The organism is Mucilaginibacter sp. PAMB04168, from assembly GCF_039634365.2.
Taxonomy (GTDB): Bacteria; Bacteroidota; Bacteroidia; order Sphingobacteriales; family Sphingobacteriaceae; genus Mucilaginibacter.
Genome location: NZ_CP155079.2, coordinates 1,083,805 through 1,105,070 on the forward strand (window position 1 = coordinate 1,083,805; position 21,266 = coordinate 1,105,070).

The 21,266-nt window shown below is 42.5% G+C and carries 9 protein-coding genes; 3 read left to right on the forward strand and 6 right to left on the reverse strand.

The genetic code is table 11. The annotated features are described in order from the left end of the window. The first annotated feature begins 115 nt into the window (after nucleotides 1-115). Entirely contained in the window at nucleotides 116-1,039 is a 924-nt protein-coding gene (locus ABDD94_RS04760; RefSeq protein WP_345954896.1) for a hypothetical protein, read from the forward strand. Continuing rightward, entirely contained in the window at nucleotides 1,040-1,564 is a 525-nt protein-coding gene (locus ABDD94_RS04765) for a hypothetical protein (protein ID WP_345948677.1), read from the forward strand. It begins immediately after the preceding gene. A gap of 88 nt (nucleotides 1,565-1,652) precedes the next feature. Here the strand turns inward: ABDD94_RS04765 and ABDD94_RS04770 are convergent, their stop codons facing one another. Both ABDD94_RS04770 and ABDD94_RS04775 read right to left on the reverse strand, forming a co-directional pair. Then, entirely contained in the window at nucleotides 1,653-6,518 is a 4,866-nt protein-coding gene (locus ABDD94_RS04770) for a chemotaxis protein CheB (RefSeq protein WP_345954897.1), read from the reverse strand. 19 nt (nucleotides 6,519-6,537) lie between these two features. After that, complete coding sequence (locus tag ABDD94_RS04775) at nucleotides 6,538-8,046, reverse strand: GAF domain-containing protein (protein ID WP_345948675.1); 1,509 nt, start codon at nucleotides 8,044-8,046, stop codon at nucleotides 6,538-6,540. Nucleotides 8,047-8,918: 872 nt separating this feature from the next. Between ABDD94_RS04775 and ABDD94_RS04780 the strand changes: the two genes are divergently transcribed. Next, entirely contained in the window at nucleotides 8,919-13,118 is a 4,200-nt protein-coding gene (locus ABDD94_RS04780) for a two-component regulator propeller domain-containing protein (RefSeq protein WP_345954898.1), read from the forward strand. An 80-nt stretch (nucleotides 13,119-13,198) separates the two neighbouring features. Here ABDD94_RS04780 and ABDD94_RS04785 read toward each other — a convergent pair whose 3' ends face one another. The 4 genes from ABDD94_RS04785 to ABDD94_RS04800 all read right to left on the reverse strand — a co-directional run bounded on the left by ABDD94_RS04785 (nucleotide 13,199) and on the right by ABDD94_RS04800 (nucleotide 21,213). Beyond that, nucleotides 13,199-14,884, reverse strand: coding sequence for an endo-1,4-beta-xylanase (locus tag ABDD94_RS04785; RefSeq protein WP_345954899.1), 1,686 nt, complete (start codon nucleotides 14,882-14,884; stop codon nucleotides 13,199-13,201). Nucleotides 14,885-14,961: 77 nt separating this feature from the next. Then, a complete protein-coding gene (locus ABDD94_RS04790; RefSeq protein ID WP_345954900.1) occupies nucleotides 14,962-16,119 on the reverse strand; it encodes an IPT/TIG domain-containing protein in 1,158 nt (385 codons plus the stop codon). Nucleotides 16,120-16,128: 9 nt separating this feature from the next. Next, nucleotides 16,129-17,799: a RagB/SusD family nutrient uptake outer membrane protein gene (locus ABDD94_RS04795; RefSeq protein WP_345954901.1), complete on the reverse strand. Its 1,671-nt coding sequence runs from the start codon at nucleotides 17,797-17,799 to the stop codon at nucleotides 16,129-16,131. A gap of 18 nt (nucleotides 17,800-17,817) precedes the next feature. Further along, nucleotides 17,818-21,213: a TonB-dependent receptor gene (locus tag ABDD94_RS04800; protein WP_345954902.1), complete on the reverse strand. Its 3,396-nt coding sequence runs from the start codon at nucleotides 21,211-21,213 to the stop codon at nucleotides 17,818-17,820. Nucleotides 21,214-21,266: the final 53 nt, after the last annotated feature.

Sequence of the window (21,266 nt, forward strand, 5' to 3'; positions counted from 1 at the left end):
ATATCTGTTAACGTTCAACCTGTTAACAGTTAATGTACAGTATAATCTTATCCGGTTAAGGCAGTTACAAGGTGTGCTGCTTGCGTAATGGAATACTTAAATTTTAGAAGGATAAATGGATAGTTTTGAATTAACAACAATTACGGATGAAATGCAATCATCCATTACACACATGGCCCAAATGCGTAATGCCTTAATTGCTTTTACTAAAGAAGTATTGGTTAAGGATCAGGATTATGGCGTGGTGCCCGGTGTGCAAAAACCAACATTGCTAAAACCCGGCGCCGAAAAGCTGATGAATTTATACGGCTTATCGGTTGAGTTTGAGTGCACTGATAAAGTACTGGATATACAATCGAAATTTATAGCGTATACCTACAAGGCTACCGCAAAGAATAGGGATGGCCGTATTGTAACCCAGTGCGAAGGTTCGGTAAATAGCTTTGAGCCAAAATACCGCTATGTATGGTTAGAGAAAGCCAAACCAGTTCAGGCTACTCAAGATAAGTTGAAGGCCGAGGGAAATGGTAAGTTTCGTAAAGGAGCCACCGGCTGGATCTGGGTGGAGCGTACCGAGAACCCGGATTTACTTGGCCTGCAAAACACCATGCAAAAGATGGCGCAAAAGCGTGCCTTTGTGGGGGCGATACTTTTGGCCACCAATGCATCTGAGTTTTTTACCCAGGATGTGGAAGACATGGGCTTTATTGATGTAGAAGCTACGGTTGTAGAACCGGCAACAGAGCAGAAAGCCGCAGTTAAACCGGTTAAAGAAGGAAAGGGTATGGTGCCGCCACGTGAGGCTAAACCATCAGAGTTAAAGGAAGAGAAAAAAGCTGCTAAGCCGAAGGTGCAAGCTAAGGCGGAGCCTGTTAAATCCAGCATTCCGGATGATACCCGCTCAGCTATACAGGAAGCCAAGGATGTGGCCGCTTTATATCTAATACATAAAACTAACGTTGCTCTGCAGGGCGATGAGCAGTTCATAAAGCTGTTATCAACCAAAAAGGCAGAGATTAGAAAAGGAGTAGCTGCTTAAATGAGAAATACATTAGCCATGCAGTTGCCTGCCTGCGAAGCGGTAACCCTGTTTACCGGTAAAGATCTGGCTCCTGAGAGCCTCATTAAACTGGACAGGGCTACTATTGCCCGCATTGTGAATGATACGGAACAGCTTATAGCCGATGGCGAGCTGGATAGTGTGCGCATGCTGGTATTAGCCAAAAAAGGGCAGGAACTGTTTAATAGTTTAGAAAAAAAGGTTCGCCGTTATGCCGAAGAGCATGCCCGCGTGCCCAAGCATGATAAGCTGCGGCTTTATGATGCGGAGATAATTGAAAAGGAAACAGGAGTGAGCTATGACTACTCAGTTTGCAATGACGTGACCTGGAACGAGCTGCACGATTTGCAAGCCGAAGTTGTACAAAAGCTTAAAGCGCGTGAGGCGTACCTAAAGACTGTTAATACACCAACCATAAGCGTTGATAGTTATACAGGCGAGATATGGGAAGTGAAACCACCATTGCGCACCGCTAAACAAGGGTTAAACGTAAGCTTAAAATAATTAACTCTATATATATTCCTATAGCCTGCTCTTGTAAAGGAGCAGGCTTATTTTTTGCAGTAGAAAAATGAAAAAGGTTACTTAAAGCTTAATACAATTCCTCCTCGGGTTGTACAAGTGGTATGCAGAACCAAAACGTTGAACCCTCACCTTCCACGCTGTCAACCCCAATTTTGCCGTTATGCCGGTTAATTATCTCAGCAGTGATGTACAAGCCTAAACCCAATCCCGAAAACTTTTGTGATGATTCCTGAACCCTGAAAAAGCGGTCGAACACCATGTCCTTCTTTTCGGGAGGGATGCCAATGCCAAAGTCCTGCACCGATAGCTTGAGCATGTTGTTGTCGGTAACTTCTTTAGTTACAATGATCTCTTTAGAGTCTGGGGAGTATTTTACGGCGTTAGACATAAAGTTGCTCAGCACCTGCTCCAAGCGGTGCCTGTCTGCATAAATCTGAACGTTTGTGCTGCCGCTTAGGATGAATTTGTGCGACGGCGTGTGCGATTGTGTATCTTCCATGCACTCGCGTATCATTTCGCCGGCGTTGAACCAGCTATAATTGAAACGCATTTTACCGGCATGTATACGAGTAACATCCAATAGGTCATCAACCAAAGCTGTAAGTTTACCTGTTTGTTTACTGGCCTTTTCAATAAATGGGAAGATTTTCTTTACTGCATTTTCCTGGTCGGCAAGGCGTTGTACTATTTGCAACGAGCCCTTTAAACTGGTAATAGGAGTTTTAAGTTCATGACTGGCAATGCTCATAAACTCGTCCTTGCGTTGCATAAGCTCTTTGGTGGCCTGCTGGGCCTTTACCAGGTCTGTTACCTCAAATCCAAAAAATGCAATGCCATCCACATCGCCATTATCATTGTAAACCGGGGTAAATAAAAAGTCGAGCCAGGTGTCTACCAGTTGTCCGCTTATAGGATCGATACGCTTAACATTCAAAGCTTTGCCAACTTTGGTCTGGCCGTTTTTTAATATTTTGCTATCGCCGGCATAAAGCTGTGTGCTCGCAAAATCAATATGTGCTTCGCGGGTGGTTTTACCTATAAAGCTATTGCGGTTATAAAAGTCGTTAAATGCCTTATTGGTAAATTCGTAACGCAACTCGGCTCCCCGGCGTATGCTAATGAGCGCAGGAGCATTCATGAAAATGCTGTAAAATTCATCCTGCTGCTTTTTAATAAAGCCTTGTAGCTCCAGCCTGTTCTTTTCTACTTCTTTTTGTTTCGACAGATCGATTACATAGGTTACTGCATTGGCCAAATTATCATCATCCAACCGCGCCGAACCCATCAAAACTGGTACGCGCGTGCCATCCTTACGAAAGTATTCTTTTTCAAACGGAGGGCAAAAACCATCCTTTTTTAACTGGTTAACTGCTTTATTGCTCACACCCATGTACTCAACCGGGGTAAGTTTGTCCCAATTAACCTGGCCATTGTGTACTTCTTCGGCTGTATAACCAATCATCTGTAAGAATGCATCGTTGGCATCAATAATATTACCGGAGAAATCGGTAAAGAGCATGCCTATCATATTCGATTCAAAAATCTTTTTGAACCTGTTCTCACTGCTGCTTACCCGTTTTTCGGCTTCGGTTATGCGGCTTATGTCTACAATAGAACCTACCATGCGGTATGGTGTACCGTAGTCATCATGTAATATGCTGCCACGATCCAGTATCATGGTATAAGTGCCATCGGCCTTTAAAAAACGGTATTCGGCTAACCAGTTATTTTTACCGTTATTAATAGCGTCATGCACACTTTGCTCTACGCGTTGGCGGTCATCGGCATGTATTTTACTAAACCAGTAGTTTATTTTGTTGGTATCATCATTATTATGATAACCAAACATGGCTGTAAAGTTGTCGCTGCGCCACATCACATTAGATGCCAGGTCCCAATCCCAAATGGTATCGTTAGTAGCTTGAGAAACCAGTTTAAAACGTTCTTCGCTTTGTGATAAGCGCAGGGTTCTTTCCTTAATTTTATCTTCAAGCTCGTTGTTTAAAGATTTTAGGTTTTCACGGGCGCTGATCAGCTCGTTATAATTCTTTTTAAGTTTTTGCTCGTTTAGTTTGCGCTCGGTTATATTTGTATAGGTTACGGCAAAGCCATCTACAATTTTAGTAGCCATAACCAGGTACCAGCCCTTGTTGTCAAAGTTTACTTCAGTTTGAAGGTTGGTGTCGGTGTCTACTACTGATTTAAACTTATCTAATAAGTTGTGCTGCAACAGCTCTGGTAAGTTTTTAACCAGCAAGGCGTGTTTTAATTCAACCTCGGGCCTGCTTAATAATTGCGATGCCATTTTATTGGCCGTAACGCATTCAAAGTCGGTGATTTCACCTTGCGTATTGCGTACAGCATTAAATACCAATACAGCACTTAAGCTGGTACTAAATACACCCGAAACAATATTACTCAGCTCGGTAACCGTGCTAATGTCAACAAAAGTGATAACCACACCGTCCTTTTGCCTGTCCTTGCGTATGTAAGGTAAAATACGCATTAAGCAATGCTGGCCGCTTTTTAGCTCTATCTCTTTTTCAATAACCAGATCATGGTGGCGCTGTACCCGGTTAATATCCTCTGCAAAATTATCGTATTTAATGTTGTTCGAAATATGGCTGATCGGTCGGCCTATATCGGCCTCTATCAGATTAACCATATTTACAGCGGCAGGGTTAAACTTTCGTATATGCGAATTTACATCAACAAAAATTTGTCCGATGTCAACACTTTTAAAGTAGTTGTTCAGGTCATCATTTAAGTCAATAAGTTCCTTTATTTTAAGCTGGTGCTCTGTATTTAATGTGTGCAACTCCTCATTCAACGATTGTAGCTCCTCGTTGCTCGACTGTAATTCCTCATTTGCCGAAAGTAATTCCTCGTTACTGGATTGAAGCTCCTCATTGGTTGTCTCCATTTCCTCAACCGCCATTTGCAAGTTGCTGCGCACCTCGTTCAATTCCGATTCCAGCTCCATTACATAGTCGGAGTGCTGCTCACTGTGATCAACAATAGGGGTTGTAATATCATCTTTGGCGTCCAACTCAACCTGCACCTCGTTAAATACAATAAGGGTTAGCGGCTTTGCCGAATTTTGGACGGGGGGATTTATAGAAATGTTAACAAAAACGTCTTCCTGGTTCCGTTTTATACGAATACGTTTTAAGCTGGCCTTTTCATTATCCTGCCACACTTTACGAATAGCCGTATTTAGCATGAATGACAGCTCACGGGGAACCATCTTCAGTATATTGAGCTCCAGCTTTTTATCGGGTAGCGAAAGGTATTTTTTAAAGTCGCCTATGGTCTCTTTAATCTCGTGATTTTTATCAATAAAAACACCAACATAACCAAGGTCATCGGTTAAAAAATCTTTGAATACATCATCGATGGATTTTTTAGTTCCTTGTGGTGCGGTTTTTTTTAACTGTTGTGAAATAGAAGTTGTTCCGCTGCTGGTGTAATAACTATTGGGTTGTATATGGCCTATAGGGCCGGTTTTGCGGTAAATCTTCCACTTGCTGCTTATCTCTGATAGTCCGTCTTTGATATTAGATGCAGTTTCGCTGGAGCCTAAAAATAAATAACCACGCTGGTTTAAAGAAAAATGAAAAGTAGACAGCACCTTTTGCTGCAACAGCACATTCATGTAAATGAGCATATTGCGGCAGCATATTAAGTCATTTTTAATAAACGGCGGGGCCTTGGTTACATTGTGGCGGGCAAATACAATCTGTTTACGTATGTTAGGTAAAACAGAATAGTGTTTACCATCTTTAATAAAGTAATGCTCTAATATCTCCGGATCTATTTCTTTGGCGATAGCTTCGGGATAAAGATTGTGTGAGGCGACTTCTAAGCTGGCTTCGTCAATATCCGACGCAAAGATTTTTACTTCGAGTTCTTTGCCGGTTTTTTGCAGGTAACGGTCAATTAAAATGGCCACCGAGTAGGCTTCCTCACCGGTGCTGCATGCGCAAATCCATACCTTAAGTAAATCGCCGTCTTCCTTAGCGTCAATAATTTCGGGTATTACTTTGCTTGCCAGTATATCAAAGGCGGCTTTATCTCTAAAAAATTTGGTTACACCAATTAAAAAATCTTTACCCAAGTCCTTGGCTTCTTCATCGTTTTCGCGCAAAAGTTTAACGTAATCTTCCAGCTTAAAAATCCCGTTAAAGTTCATGCGGCGTGCTATACGCCTAATAATGGTGGGCGTTTTATACAAGTTAAAGTCGTGCCCGCTTTGTTGGTGCACTAACTGAAACAACTCGCTAAGCAGGGCATCGTCAATTTTACCGTTTTCGAAAATTTTAAGCGGCTCTTGCCTGGCATAGGCAAACAGCTCCTCATGCATGCGTGCAGGCGAGGTAATTGCATCAGCATTGCCTGAGGTGATGGCACTTTTGGGCATTCCATCAAACCGCGCTGTTTCCGGGTCTTGAACAATAACCATTCCGCCGCATTCCTTAATTGCTTCAATGCCCTTAGTGCCGTCGGTTCCGGTTCCGGATAGTATGATAGCTATAGCTTTTTCCTGCTTATCATGAGCCAATGAGAACAAAAAGTTATCAATGGCTGTGTTGGGTGCCTTGTCATGATTTTTTTCGGCCAGCTTTAAACGGCTGTGGCTGATGGTCATGAGTTTGTTGTTCGGAATTATATAAACACAATCGGGTTGCAGGCTCATGTTTTCTGTAGCCTCAAACACCTTCATGTGCGTATGCTTGGATACCAGTTCAACTAAAAGACTTTTATAATCTGAAGACAGATGCTGGACAATTATGAATGAGAAGCTCGAGTTACCGGGCATATGGTCGAAAAACTCATGTATAGCTTCAAGCCCGCCGGCCGATGCGCCGATGGCAACTACGTAACCTTCGGTAGCGCCCGCAAAATTTCCCTTTAAAAACTCTTTTTTAGACATTTTTGTGAAAGCTGGAATATTACTGCGTCTGTTTAATTTTATACTCGAACACAAAACTTCTGAAAGTTTCAGCAATACTTAGTTCTTGTTCATGCCAAGGCAACGAAGTTTTGTCTACCGTCTCCAGCCAGCTTTTAAACGAATTGCGCGGATGATAGTTTAAGCCGTTAGGTTCAAAATTTACAGCTTGATTAGGGTTGCCTCCCCACTCAATTGTTCTAACTACTTCCGGTCTGAAACATATAATGTAGTCGCCGGCTTCCATATCAATAGGAATGGCGAGCATGCCACTGGCTATATCGGTAAAAGCCAAGGCTTCGTCAAATATATCGGCCAGTTGTATGGTTGCAAACACCTGATTGGTGTTTTTGGCTTGCAGCCACAATTGTAGGTTTTCGAGCACTTCGCCCTCGGGCACATTGCCTGCCGTGGTAATTTCGCCATTTAAATAAACTACAGCTCCGGTAGCGTTAAATAGCTTCATTACATTATTGTCATTATTTAGCAGTCCGGTTGCTATGTCATTGTCGGCATAGAGTTGTTCTATTAAACGATTACGCTTAGCCTGTAAATGAGCTACAAAATCATACTCTTCTTTATTGATGATCGCAGAAATTTTGTTGGAAATAACACTCGATAATAATTCGAAAATTGAGCATATCTCGAAGTTGAGATAATACGGCGTTTTATGATGACAAGCAATTAGTCCCCAAAGTTGCTCGTTATGAATTACCCTGACCGACATTGAGGCCGTAACCCCCATATTGGCAAGGTATTCAAGGTGCACCGCTGCAACGCTGCGCAAATTACAATCTGACAGGTCGGTAAATGAGTTGGTAATTGGGTTAAGTACCGGGTATAGCTTTATGGGTATATACTCGCGGTTAGGGATAAGGCGGTACGGGTTTTTTAAGTAGAGATTTCTGGCTTGTTTAGGCACATCAGATGCAGGAAAAGTTACGCCTAAATATTGTTCTAATCCATCCTCCTTCTCTTCGGCAATTACGGTTCCGTTCCAATTTTTGTCAAAACGGTACATCATAATACCATCAAAGCCCGAAATACGCTTTAATTCATGTATGGCGATATCACAGGCATGCTGAACTGTGGTAGCAACGTCAATAGCACCCATTACATACTTTATCTCTTCAAAAACATTGATAAAAGACCGCTGCGCGTTAGGCTCGTTTTTTTCCACCTCCAGCAGCAGGTAATCCTGATGTGTATGCACCAATAGTAATAATGACTTATCACTTAAGGATATTGTAATAGGAATCTTGTTTTGTATGCCGCTTTGCAGCTTGTTTTTTAAATCTTCAAATTGCTCCCGAGGTATGTATCGGTCAAAACAGGTATTAATAACTTCAGAAGGTTCAATGTTTAAAACATCGCTTATATTTTCGCTAACCTGAACTATGTTTAAACTATCTTTTTGAAGCACCAGTAAATAGCCATGTGGCTGTATCATATTTACATGATGCAGCGGCAAGCTGCCGCAAAATTCAGAGTCAAAATTTTTACTGGACATATATTATTAACGTCGTATCTTTTAATCTAATGTCAATAACTATATTCCAACAGCACGAATTGCACTGCTGTTACTGGTGATGCAGGTATAAAACCTGCAATTTTCCTGTTTTTAATAATATAGATAGAGGTAGGCAAAATACATATAAATGAATTAAGTATAATATTTATTCAAATTTGGAGTGGAGTATTTTCCATGTAGTTATTATTAATTTAATTTTTAGGAAACTGTGAAGCAGTGAAAATTAAGCATTCTATGATTTAAATCGGTTTTTTTGTCCGTCGGGAATTGGAACAGAGATTGTATAATTATTTTAAGAATACAGAGTTACAATCATGGATGCCGCATATATTAAAGCTATAATAAACCGAAACAAAGCGCAAGCTGAAATTAACCGGAACAATTTACTCGCTTATAAAGCTAGTTTGTCTACATTTCAGAACAGCTTGTGTAGCCTTGGCGAAGCACTGAGAGAATCAGAACAAAAGTTTGCTAGTTTAACAGGTAGTTACAAGAATAATGGAAACGTAAAGAGCATTGTGCCCGTCACGTTACACCGAGTGGCTTCTTAAAAACCGAATCAATATAAATAACAAAAGCCTGCAATTGCAGGCTTTTGTTATTTATAGGCTTAGCTAAATACAAGCCCTAATCCAATAGATATTTAACCACTACAGCATTTAGCTGCACATTTTGGTGTACTGTTTTTTAACATGCTGAATATGTGTTTAACTTTTATAAATTTGGTTTAGCAAAACCAATTATAAAAACCAAGTTAACCAGCATTTAGCGTATTGCCGGGGTGTGATCTGTAAAAATCCTATTTGCAAATAAGGCTTTAGTTTGGCGTGTATAATCTTGAATAAAAATCAATGATATCAAACTTTTTTATCTCTAAAATTTATTCAACTTTTATCAATAAAGTGCTGTTGCTCGTGTGTGTTTACACAGCAGTATTTATCACTACTGCAACGGCGCAAAAAGGGAACATAAATTTTACCGCGTTAACATCCAAAGACGGACTCTCTTCTAACACCATAAATGCAATATGTAAAGATAAGTTAGGCTTACTCTGGTTTGCAACAGACGAAGGATTGAACAGGTTTGATGGTAAAGACTTTAAAGTGTACCGCTACCGGCCCGAAGATACAGCTGGTTTAAAATCAAAAGAAGTTGTTGCATTGCATGAGGACAAGCAGGGCCGTTTATGGATAGGAACCATGGGGGGATCGCTTCACTGTTATAACCGAAACAGCGACACATTTGCGCACTACAACTCGGGCAAAGGAGACAGAAATACCAGTAGTGACGATATCAAATCTATTTGCAGCGATTATAAGGGCAAAATATGGATAGGCACATTGGATGGCGTGAACGTTTTAGATCCGGAATCAAAAAGGATCAGCAAGCTTTCGGTAAACGCTAAAATGTCGGCAAGCCTGGACTCGCAAGCTATATTTTGTGTGTTTGAGGATAGCCACCGGCGGATGTGGGTAGGTACAAACAAGGGTTTATATCATTATAACCGTCAGTCAAAGCAATTCATTCCGTTCCGGCACAACAATTCTAATCCAAGCAGTTTAGTTAGCGATACCGTAAATACAATTGCTGAAGACAAATCAGGAAACGTATGGGTGGGCACTATAAACGGACTGAGTATGTTAATGCCCGACAACAAAACGTTTAAAAACTTTAAGTTTAACGTACATAGCCCGCAAAGTATTAGCAGCAATACTATATATGCCATTGCTGCTGAGGATAAAGATAATCTTTGGGTTGGTACCGAAGGCGGCCTCGATATCATCCATGTAAAATCGGGCCAAGTTAGCCGTTACAAACCCGATGGTCGGAATAAGTTTAGTTTAACAAGCCGTTCTGTAAGGAGCATTTTTATTGATAAACATGGTATTTGCTGGCTGGGTACTTATGAAGGCGGTATTAATAAGTACGATAAGAACCTAACACTGTTTAATTTAAAGCAGAGTAATGCTTTTGATCCCTTTGGCCTAAGCGCCCCGTTTATAACAGCATTTGCTGAGGCTGCCAACGGTGATGTATTTATAGGTACAGATGGCGGGGGCTTAAACTTGTTTCATCGTAAAACCGGACTATTCACTCACCAGGACATACAGCCGGCTCACGGCATCTTTTCATCAGGGTTGCCAATTCTTACTATGGCGCTTGATCGCCAAAAACAACTATGGATAGGCACATTTCGTAACGGACTGTTTATATACAATACTCAAAGCGGGCAGTACAGGCAGGTGAAGCAGGGCAGGGCAGCAAACGAAATTAATGATGATGACATTTTTTGTTTAAAGGAAGACCATGAGGGCAGAATGTGGGTAGGTACGAACGGTAGCGGCGTTAGCGTATATAATCCGGCAAGTGGTACATTTCAGAGATTTACCAATAAGCCTGTATCTGCCGATGATGTTGCTGTTCCGTTAAACGGATTCATCAGGGCAATTGAAGAAGACCGGCAGGGTAATATATGGATAGGTAGCTATGGTTCCGGACTGGCGGTATATAACCGCAAATTAAAAAAGTGCATACTTTATGATAAGGCACATTACAGCCAACTGCCAAGTAATAAGATTTTATCTTTATTAGCTGATCATCAGGGGAACATTTGGATAGGAACAAGTGGCGACGGGTTGGTCATGCTTAACCAGAAAACCCATACCTTCAGCACATTTACCGATAAAAATGGATTGCCTAATGGCTTAATACATAAAATACTGGAAGATAAAAACGGAATGATTTGGATGAGCACCAACCGGGGCATAAGCCGGTTTGATCCGGTCACTAAAAAATTCAAGAGCTTTTCGCGTTATAATGGGCTGCAAAATAACGTTTTTATGAACGGTGCCGGTATAAGTACTGCCAGCGGAGAACTGTTTTTTGGTGGTGTTGAAGGGTTTAATTATTTCAATCCACTGGAAATCAAAACCAATACAACGCCTCCGGTTGTGCTTATCACCGATTTAAAAGTGGCTAATAAATCGGTAAACCCAGGCGGTTCGGGGTCGCCCATCCAGCAGCAGATTTCTGTTGCTAAAGAAATAGTCTTGAATTATAAACGGAATTTTTCCATCAGCTATGTGGCCCTCAATTTCACAGCGCCTCAACAAAATCAGTACGCATACAGGCTTGTTGATTTTGACAAGGACTGGATACCCGCAGGGTCTTCAACTACGGCCACTTATACAAACCTCGACCCTGGCAAGTATGTGTTTGAGGTAAAGGCCTGTAACAATGACGGTGTATGGAATGATAAAAGTACACGTATCAGCATTATTATAAGGCCTCCCTTTTGGATGACAGTTTATGCTTATATCGTATACGCTCTGCTTTTTACGGCACTGCTATTATTCATTCGCCATAGGGGCATACTTAAGTTGCAAAAGAAGTTTGCGCTGGAGCAAGAGCAGCTGAAAGCCAGGCAAGCTATAGAACAAGAAAAGCGGGAAGCAGAGCGTTTACACGAGTTGGATTTAATGAAGATTAAGTTTCTGACAAACCTGAGTCACGAGTTCAGAACGCCGATATCCCTCATCATGGGACCTGCAGAAAAAATGCTGACGCAAGACCCCGGCAATAGTAATGCAGGGCAGTTGCAAATGATTAAACGCAATGCCCGACGGTTGCTAAACCTTGTAAATCAGTTGTTGGATTTCAGGAAAATGGAAGAACATGAACTGAAACTGAACCTTGCCGATGGCGAGATTATAAGTTTCCTGAAAGAAGCAGCGGATTCCTTTTTTGATATTGCTGAACGCAAGCGTATTACTTTCAAATTCGAAAGCCAAGTAAAGCAACTTTACGCATCGTTCGATCATGACAAACTTGAGCGTATAATATTTAATCTGCTCTCTAACGCATTCAAATTTACGCCTGAGGGCGGCGCTGTGACCGTACAGGTTGAAGAAGCTTTGCTAATTTCCAGTGAGGATAAGTGGCTGCGCATAAGCGTAACAGATACGGGCATTGGCATACCTGACGACAAAAGAGATAAAATTTTTGATAGATTTTTTCAGGATGATACGGTTACCATGCCTGGCTTAAATCAGGGTAGTGGTATAGGGTTATCCATCACTAAGGAGTTTGTACAAATGCATGGTGGTAGCATTGAAGCGGCCAGCAGATTAGAAAAAGGTACTGTATTTGTAATTGATCTTCCTTTACTATTGGCATCTGTTGTACCGCCATTACCAGAGCCATTGCCAACCCAGGCGCCTCAGGAAACGGTGGAGGTAACGCACGAAAAGGATAAGAAGCAACGGTCGGAAGATTTGTTTACCATCCTGATTGTGGAAGATAACGATGATTTCAGGTTTTACCTTAAAGATAATCTAAAGCTTCATTACAAAATAATTGAAGCCTCCAATGGTAAAGAAGGCTGGCTTAAGGCATTATCTAGTCATCCGAATTTAATAGTGAGTGATATTAGTATGCCTTATATGGATGGCATTGAACTAAGCCGGAAAATAAAATCGGATAAAAGGACAGCCCACATACCGGTGATATTGCTTACAGCGCTAACGAGGGAAGAGGAGCAATTGAAAGGACTTAATTCGGGTGCTAACGATTACATGACCAAGCCTTTCAACTCAGAGATATTGAACGTACGCATCAGGAACTTATTGAACATGAACCGTACGTTGAAGAACACGTACACCAAGCAAATCAAAGTGTCGAGTTCAGAGGTGGTTATTGAATCAAGCAATGAGAAGTTTTTGAGCAAGGTGGTATTGTACGTAGAGGAGAATATGAACAATTCTCAATTATCAGTAGAAGATTTAAGTGGCTATTTGGGAATGAGCAGGGGAGCCTTATATCATAAGCTGCTGGAACTTACAGGTCTTTCACCGGTTGAATTTATCCGGTCGATAAAATTAGAAAGGGCGGCTGTATTACTCGAAAAAAGTGATCTCAACATCGCACAGATTGCCTACATGGCGGGTTTTGCTACACCGCACTATTTTGCTAAATCTTTTAAGGCCAAATTTAACATGCTGCCATCCGAGTACATTGCCGTTAAAAGAAAGGTGTCTGAAGTGAAAAATTGAACTTAAATATCTGGTTATAGCAAAAAAAAAGGAGGCTGCCATTAAGCAGCCTCCCAAACCAATTGAAACATAACTCCTCGTTATTGAGGGGCTAGGCCTTGTGTAAAACCGGCATAAGCCAGTTTCTTTTTATAATTGCTATCAAATAGTAAAGGGAAATCTGGCGATGTTGGGGTGTTTAGCCAACTATCAATATCGGCCACGCCCCAAACCGTAACACCGTAACGTTGTGTAGCAGGTACGTTTTTAATGTATGATTGTATAACGTACTTGTAAAGTTTGCGCTGTAGTTCAAGCGCGTTTACCGAGGGCGCAAACGGTGCCTGTTTAGCGCCATTCAGCACAATGTCTAATTCTGATATCCTGATTTTTAAGCCGGTGGAGGCCAGCGTTTTAAACATGTAGTCTACAGCGTTAGGGTCTGTGTTAATGTTTAAGTGCATTTGTGTTCCAATGCCATCAACCAGTGCGCCGCGTTGGTTAATAAACGTAACCAGGGCTTTCATAGAGTCTGTTTTAGCACGCGAGTATTCCAGGTTATAATCATTGATAAACCTCAAAGCGGTAGGATCTGCCTCCTTAGCGTATTGAAATGCTTTGAGTACATAATTATTGTTATCATATTTACTGCCAATGTACTGCCCGTACAGGAACTGGTTAGTGGTGTTGGCTGTTGGGATGGTATAGTTGGAGCTGGTCCGTACAGCGCCATTATCCAAAAATACTTCGTTAACCACGTCCCAAGCCTTAATCTTTCCGGCGTATCGCTGCATGGCGGTAACAATGTACTTTTTCATCTCACCGTCAATAGCAGCCGTTTTTTGCGCATCTGTTAGTGCAGTTGCAGGGCCGCCGCTGGTTTGGTAGGTTACGGTCACATCATCAATAAAATAAGTATTAGCCGCATAACCAATATCAAACAATACCCTTGTTTGCGCTTCCCGGGCAGTAAAGGTGTAGGTATACGGTGCCCAATCGGTAGTAGTATTATAATCGGCGGAGTACTGTGCAGTTGGCTGGGTTGATATCCTCATTTTACCGCCTGCAGATGCCGCTTTGATATAAAAAGTCATAGTATAAGTGGTGCCTACCGTGGTGTTAAACAAATCGCTTGCTAACTGAACAGAGTATGCCGTTCCTGAAGCTGCTACTACTACTTTAAGTGAATGACTACCCGTGCGCACTTCGTTTGCGCCTGTACCGGCCGAAAATGAATTTCCACCATTAAACTTATTCCAATTTGCCACATCAGTGCCGTTAACGGCTTCAAAGGTGCCGTTTGTAAGCACATTTGTAGCAACCGTTCCGGTTGATTTGGGCGCAATAAGAGAATTAAGGTAGGTTGCATTTTGCTGCGAATACCATACCAGGGTATGGCCAAACACCTGCAAGCCGTTATTTGCACAAATGTTATATAACGCATCGGCTGTTGTAAAATCATAAGCACCGTTATTTCTAACTACCGAACCTTCTTTTAATTCGTTGCCAAAAGTTATGTTATTGGCTTCTCTTTTAACCGTTGCCAGGTAAGCAGCACTATTTAGCATAGGACCATAAGTTACCGCCATACCCATGTTTGGGAAAAAGGCTGCAGTTTTTGCTTTTAAGGTTCCGGCGGTATCTGCAGTAGGAATGGCTGTTGAATAAATCTCCAGCGGTATTTCGGGCGCTACGATATTTTCGTCGTCGTTCTTTTTACAAGAGGTAGTATATATAAGCATAACTCCTGCCATGGCAAATTGAAATGCTATTGATATTTTTTTCATAATTTATTGAATAACTGGATTGATGGATTAGGGTTCCGCCGTATGTGGCGGAACCTTGAAATCAATTATGGTAAAATTTATAAGAGGCCAAAATCATCCACATAATAAGTAAGCGGAACGCTTCCACTCACATTCTGTATGGCAATTTCTGTAATTACAGTAGGGTTATTAAATGCACTCAATGGCACGGTTACTTCTACATAAGTGCCGCCTACAATTTTGGCCTGTACTGCTGTATTGTAATTTTGGTTTATATACAGTTGCACGGTTTTGCCATTATCGGCCGAGGCGCCATATAAAAAGTACTTGATAGAGGTTATGCCCAGGGCGTTTACATTTAATCCATTGCCGTTCGCATCTTTATAGCCTACTACAAAGCCACCGTAGATATTCGCTGCATCGTCTGCTGTTGCTTTAATTGCAGCTGTGCCACGGTACACCTGTTCCTTGTTAGCAGGGTCGCGGGTTGTACTGTAGCCGCCAAATGTCCAATTAGGTGCAAATGCGTCATCATAAATCAGTGCCTTGTATACAGGCGCAGGTATACCAAACGAGTCGGTAGACTTTGCGGTGCCTCCAGGGGTAGTTACATAAAGGTTAGCCTTTACAACGCCCGCCGGTACTTTAACCTGTATACTGGTCTTGGTAGGCGTTCCCTGAATTTGTCCCGGCCGGTCATCAAACCGCACCACCGTTGCATTATCTAGTGATGAGCCTGTAATGGTAACTATGTCTCCCTCTTTACCCGCTGTGGGCGTAAAGCTGGTGATCACAGGAGGCGGCTGATTAATAGAAAATGGAAATTCAACTTCGCCATACTGCGTTACTACTTTGAGTTTATTAATTTGAGCGGCACCGTAGGGCACATTCTGCGGAATAGTTACAATAATGCTTTGGTCGGTCAATAAACCTGGGTTAAAGTAAACCGAGGTACCGTTAAAGGATACTGATTTTGTGCTTTTTAAGTTAGTACCTAAAATGGCGTACTGCGTACCCAACCGTCCGGCCTTAATGGTAGAATCAAATGCAACAGCTCTTGTTTCGTTATATATGTTATTAGAGTCCAGCGTAATTCGGTGAATAACGTTTTGTATGGTATCCAGCTTACTTATTAAGCGCACACGCTCAATCGTAGGAGCTCCTTTGCCGCCTTCATCACTTTTTTTACAGGCAGCCAATCCAAATACTACCAATACCGATAGCAGGCAGAAGTATATTTTTAATTTCGTTCTCATGTGCTAATGTTATTTAAATGGGTAAGCAACCGGTGGATCTTTCAACTTAGGATCAGCTACAATCTCGGTAGCTGGTATTGGGAATAGCAGGTTGGCACTGGTTACGTTAGTAAGGTAACCGTTGCCATAGCGCTGTGGAGGGTTACTGTTATCCGATGTGCCCTTATCCTGCTGTTTAATGATTTGCAACGCAATAGGGTGTTCGGTTTTATTGAAGCCGTCCAACCGCATCAGGTCGAAGAAGTAATCATTTTCGAACGCAAATTCACGTCTGCGCTCATCCAATAAGTCGTCTTTATAATTAGTTGGCCAGCGTTTACCTTTTTCGTTACTTCCGGGGGTATAGTCGGGATTGGGAACAAAGCCGCTACGGTCAATTACGGTTAAATTGCTTAAGCCTGCCCGGCGGCGTATGGTGTTTATGGCATTTAACGCTACCGGATCGGTACTGGTTTTTGCACCAGCCATAACCGCCTCGGCCAAAATAAGGTATACATCAGCATAGCGCATCATGTAAGTATTATTGGCTGATGATTGGGCACCGCCTACACCGCCGTTATCGGCAGGGGTACCTACAATATATTTTTTCACCTGTGCGTGTGTACCCTGAGAGTTGGCATCAGAAGGTACGGTATATCCGCCAGATGCCTGGTTAATTTCGTTGTACTTATCGCCTGGGATCATATAAGTAGGCTTGCGGCGCAGATCTGTCGCATCAAATTTATCCATCAGGTCAAACGTTGGTGCCATTTGTCCGTATCCATCGCCGGTGCCGGTAATAATACCGTTTAAAGCAACAGCACCCTGAAATGGATTGCCGCGGCCATAGCCGCCGCTGCCTGTCCACTGTAAGGCCACAATTGATTCTTCATTGTTATTATTGGCGGTTAAAAACAGATCTGAAAAGGTTTTACCGGGTACATCAATACCATACAGCTTAAATTCTTTGCTGGCAATTACCTTTTCGGCCTGTGCGCGGGCGTTGGTATAATCCTGCATATATAAGTATACCTTAGCCAGAAGGGCAGATGCCGAACCGCTGGATACACGGGCATTAGATGGCGAAGAACCTGTTCTAATTGCAGGAGAACAATTAGCTTCGGCATATTTCAGGTCATTAACAATAAATTTGTAAACGTCGGTAACCACATGCCGGTTTACCTGATAATTATCTACATAATCCAGGCTGTTTTCAATGATAGGCACCGGGCCAAATATCCGTACCAGATGAAAGTACGCCAGAGCCCGCCATAAGTGGGCTTCACCTAAAGCGTTTTTAACAACGGCTTGATCTACAGACGAAGGCACCTTAGTTGGCAGGTTGTTGATAATTCCGTTTGCTTGCGCAACTTCAATAAACAGGGAGTTCCATACAGACGAAATCTCGAAATTAGTGCCCGTAACAGAAAAGTCCTGAAAATTGATAATATCCGGAGACCAGGTGCGCCCGTTGCCGCCGCTTATTTCGGTTATAGCCCAGCCGCCCTTGGTACAATAGCCAAACCACGGCGCACTGTATAATATTGTGGTGCTCGTTCTTACCTGTTCGGCTGTTTGGTAATAATTATCAAGCGTAATCTGACTTTTAGGCGGGCGATTAAAGTATTCTTTTTTACAGGCTGAGAAAGATGCAGCCAGTAATACTGTTAGGCTTAAAAATGCTTTTATATTAATTTTCATATTCATTAAGCTTTATTTTTAGAACTGTGCATTAATACCAAATACAATGGTGCGCGGAATAGGGTAGCGCCCCAGATCTACGTTGGTTAAAAACACATTTTGATTGATTGATCCTACTTCGGGGTCCAAACCTTTGTATGGTGTAAATACATAGAGGTTTTGCCCGCTGGCGTATACCCGTAGGCGGCTTATGCTCAGTTTTTGAATGAGGCTTGCCGGTAAGTTATAGCCAATGCTAACGTTTTGAACCCTTAAGAACGAGCCGCTTTGCACAAAACGATTAGAACTATACAAATTGGGATTATCGCCCCCTACCGGCCGTGGGGTAGGAGCGTCTGCATTGTTTGGCGTCCAGAAGTTAGCGGCTGATGCTAACTGGTTTTGATACAAACTCCCTAAGCCCGCAGTTTGAAAAGATAATATGTTATAAATTTTAGCTCCGTAAGATCCGTTGAGGAAAATAGACAGATCAAAGTTTTTGTAGTTAAAAGTATTGGTGATACCATAAGTAAACTTAGGATTTGGATTGCCGATACCCGACTGGTCGTTTTCGTCAATCTTACCATCATTATTTAAATCTTCAAACTGTATATCACCCAGCCATGTACCGCCTGAACCTGTTCTAACCGGACGGCCAAACTGTACGGGTGCATTTCTGAGCTGGTTTTCGGTTCTGAAAATATCTTTAACCGTGTAGCCATAAAATTGTCCAACGGGCGAACCAACAACCGTACGCGTTGGCGTTAACGACAAGAAGCTGGTAACAACATTTTGTTGTATATAAGGCACACCTGTGTATAGTGAGAGTACCTTGTTGCTGTACCTGCTAAAAATGAGTTTAGTATCCCACTTAAAGTTTTTCGATGCAATATTTTTGCTGTTGATGCTAAACTCAAAGCCTTTGGCAGATAGCTTACCACCATTGGCATAAGGCGGATTGATTACAGCGGTTCCGGAAAAAGCAGCGTTTTGGCCAAGCAGGAAAGCCGGAAGTGCTCTCTGGAACAGGAAGTTCTTTGAGCTTTTGTCAAAGTAATCGAACGTAGCATCTATGCGGTTATTAAGCAAGCTGAAATCGATACCCAGGTCGGTTTGTACAGCGGTTTCCCAAGTTAGGTTCTGGTTAGGTACTTTGTCAATGGCAAAGGCAGTTCCAATACCGGTTGGTACAGCATTAAGTGCCGAGCCGTACAGGTAGCTCGGTACTCCCTGATTACCGGTTTGGCCGTAACCAAATCTGATCTTAATGTTATCAGCTATCGATTTGAATTTTGCCATAAATGGCTCTTCGGATAAGCGCCATGATAGTGCAAATGAAGGGAAGTAGCCTGTTTGGAACCCTTGGGCAAACTTAGATGAACGGTCTATCCGGTAGGTTGCTGTTAAGCTGTAGCGATTGTTATAGGTATAGATGATACGGCCATATTTCGACTCGATAATATCATTATTACCAACAAACTCGCCAACGGTAGCTGTTTTTGCATCGCCTAAGTTTAACGACTGCAGGTCATTGGTTAGGAAATTTTGAACCCCTGCCGAGTGGTCGTTGTAGACGGAATTAACCAACTCGTAACCTAATAAACCGGTAACATTATGTTTTTTGCCGAAAGTGTGATTGTAAGTAAGATATTCTTTCCAGCTCCAAAAGTTTGAATTAGTATAATATTCCTGTAACGACGCTGTTGGGTTTATAAAGCGCGGACCGTAGCTGTAAGTAGGCCTGAACAGCTTAGCTGCCGAAAAATTAAAGTCTCCGTTTAACTCAGACCGTAAGGTTAGGTCTTTATAAAATTTCAGATCGGCATATAAGCTGCCATTAAAGTTACTGCGGGTCAGTAAATTGGTTATATCTAACGCTTGTGCTACCGGGTTGATCTGCCCGCCAACCTGGTCGGCCTGTGGGCCGGCGTAAGAACCATCGGCATTCCTGACAACCTGATCAGGCGCGCTTAGCAGCGCAGTATAGATAATGCCGGTATTATTACTTAGTGAGGTGTTTTGAATGCTGCGGCTAGCCGACAGGGTTGTGCCAACCTTAAACCAGCTTTTTACCTGCGAATTTACGTTTGTACGAATGTTGAAACGCCTGAAATCGTTACCCAACACGGTACCGTCCTGGGTAACGTATCCACCCGAAATATAGTAATCGGTTGCTGTGTTAGCGCCAGAGAATGAAGCCTGGTGGCTTTGTTGAGGGGCCGTTTTAAAGATCTCATCCTGCCAGTCGGTTCCTTCGCCTAACAAATCCTGGTTAGCGAACTCACCGCGGCGAGCCTGCCCTATGTTGTCGGCTAAGGCATTCTGCAGCCTGGCGTACTGTTTCAGGTTCATCATTTTCAGGAATTTACCCTGTTGCTGAAAACCATAGTAACCATCGTAACCAATGCGCATGCTACCTGCCTTGCCACGTTTAGTTGTAATGATAATTACACCGTTAGAGCCTCGGCTGCCATATATTGCAGTTGCCGAAGCGTCTTTTAACACTTCAATGTTCTCAATATCGCTTGGGTTAAGGAAGGATAATGGACTAACACCTACCTCGCCATTGTTGGGCGAGAGTGCCTGCGACCGGCCGCTGCTGCTCCGATTGTTGGCATCACCAGAAATGGCAACACCATCTATAACATACAATGGCTCGTTAGATAAGCTTAGCGATGTTATGCCCCTTATATGTACCGAAGTTGCGCTGCCCGGACCGCCCGAATTTTGTGTAATGGTTATGCCTGAGGCCTTGCCTTGCAAAAGCTGATCAACGCTTACCTGCGGAATGTTAGCAATATCTTCTGCCTTAACTGATGATATGGCACCGTTTATATCTGAGCGCTTTTGTGCACCATAGCCTATAATTACCACATCATTTAAAGCAGAGCGGGTTTCAACTAAGGTTACGTCCAGCTTTGTGCGGTTTGCAGCGCCTACCTCTTGAGTTGCAAAGCCAACAAAACTGAAAACAAGTGTTTCGTTGCCCTGCGGCAGTGTGATGGTGTATTGGCCGCTGGCATTAGAAACAACGCCGGTTTTTGCACCCTTAATTTTAATGTTAACACCAGGTAATGGCACGCCTTTATCATCAACCACTGTACCCGATACCACAATCGATTGCATTGCTGTAGTTATCAAATCCTTTCGTTTAATAACTACGGTATTCTGGTTAATAACAAAAGTTAGCGGCTGGTTTCTAAAACACAGCTCAAGTGCTTCCGTGAGGTTGCGGTCTTTTACGCTCAGATTTACAAGCCGCGAATCTTTAATGGTAATTGCGTTGTAAATAAAATTGTAGCCCGTTTGCCGGCTTATGTTGTTCAAGACCTCATCTAATGGGGCGTTCTTAACGCTTAGGCTAACTTTCTGGGCAAATGTTCTGGCGCTTACCTGCATAATTGCAATCAAGCATAACATCAGGGTTATTTTCATTACCTTAAAAAGCTTAGGTTTAATGCAGGAGCGAGCCCCGCAAATAATTGCAG

What these genes read in the sequence shown, in the direction of transcription:
- ABDD94_RS04760 (WP_345954896.1), top strand. Translation starts at nt 116, where the DNA reads ATGGATAGTTTTGAATTAACAACAATTACGGATGAAATGCAATCATCC.
- ABDD94_RS04795 (WP_345954901.1), bottom strand. Translation starts at nt 17,799, where the DNA reads ATGAAAATTAATATAAAAGCATTTTTAAGCCTAACAGTATTACTGGCT.
- ABDD94_RS04785 (WP_345954899.1), bottom strand. Translation starts at nt 14,884, where the DNA reads ATGAAAAAAATATCAATAGCATTTCAATTTGCCATGGCAGGAGTTATG.
- ABDD94_RS04775 (WP_345948675.1), bottom strand. Translation starts at nt 8,046, where the DNA reads ATGTCCAGTAAAAATTTTGACTCTGAATTTTGCGGCAGCTTGCCGCTG.
- ABDD94_RS04800 (WP_345954902.1), bottom strand. Translation starts at nt 21,213, where the DNA reads ATGAAAATAACCCTGATGTTATGCTTGATTGCAATTATGCAGGTAAGC.
- ABDD94_RS04790 (WP_345954900.1), bottom strand. Translation starts at nt 16,119, where the DNA reads ATGAGAACGAAATTAAAAATATACTTCTGCCTGCTATCGGTATTGGTA.
- ABDD94_RS04780 (WP_345954898.1), top strand. Translation starts at nt 8,919, where the DNA reads ATGATATCAAACTTTTTTATCTCTAAAATTTATTCAACTTTTATCAAT.
- ABDD94_RS04770 (WP_345954897.1), bottom strand. Translation starts at nt 6,518, where the DNA reads ATGTCTAAAAAAGAGTTTTTAAAGGGAAATTTTGCGGGCGCTACCGAA.
- ABDD94_RS04765 (WP_345948677.1), top strand. Translation starts at nt 1,040, where the DNA reads ATGAGAAATACATTAGCCATGCAGTTGCCTGCCTGCGAAGCGGTAACC.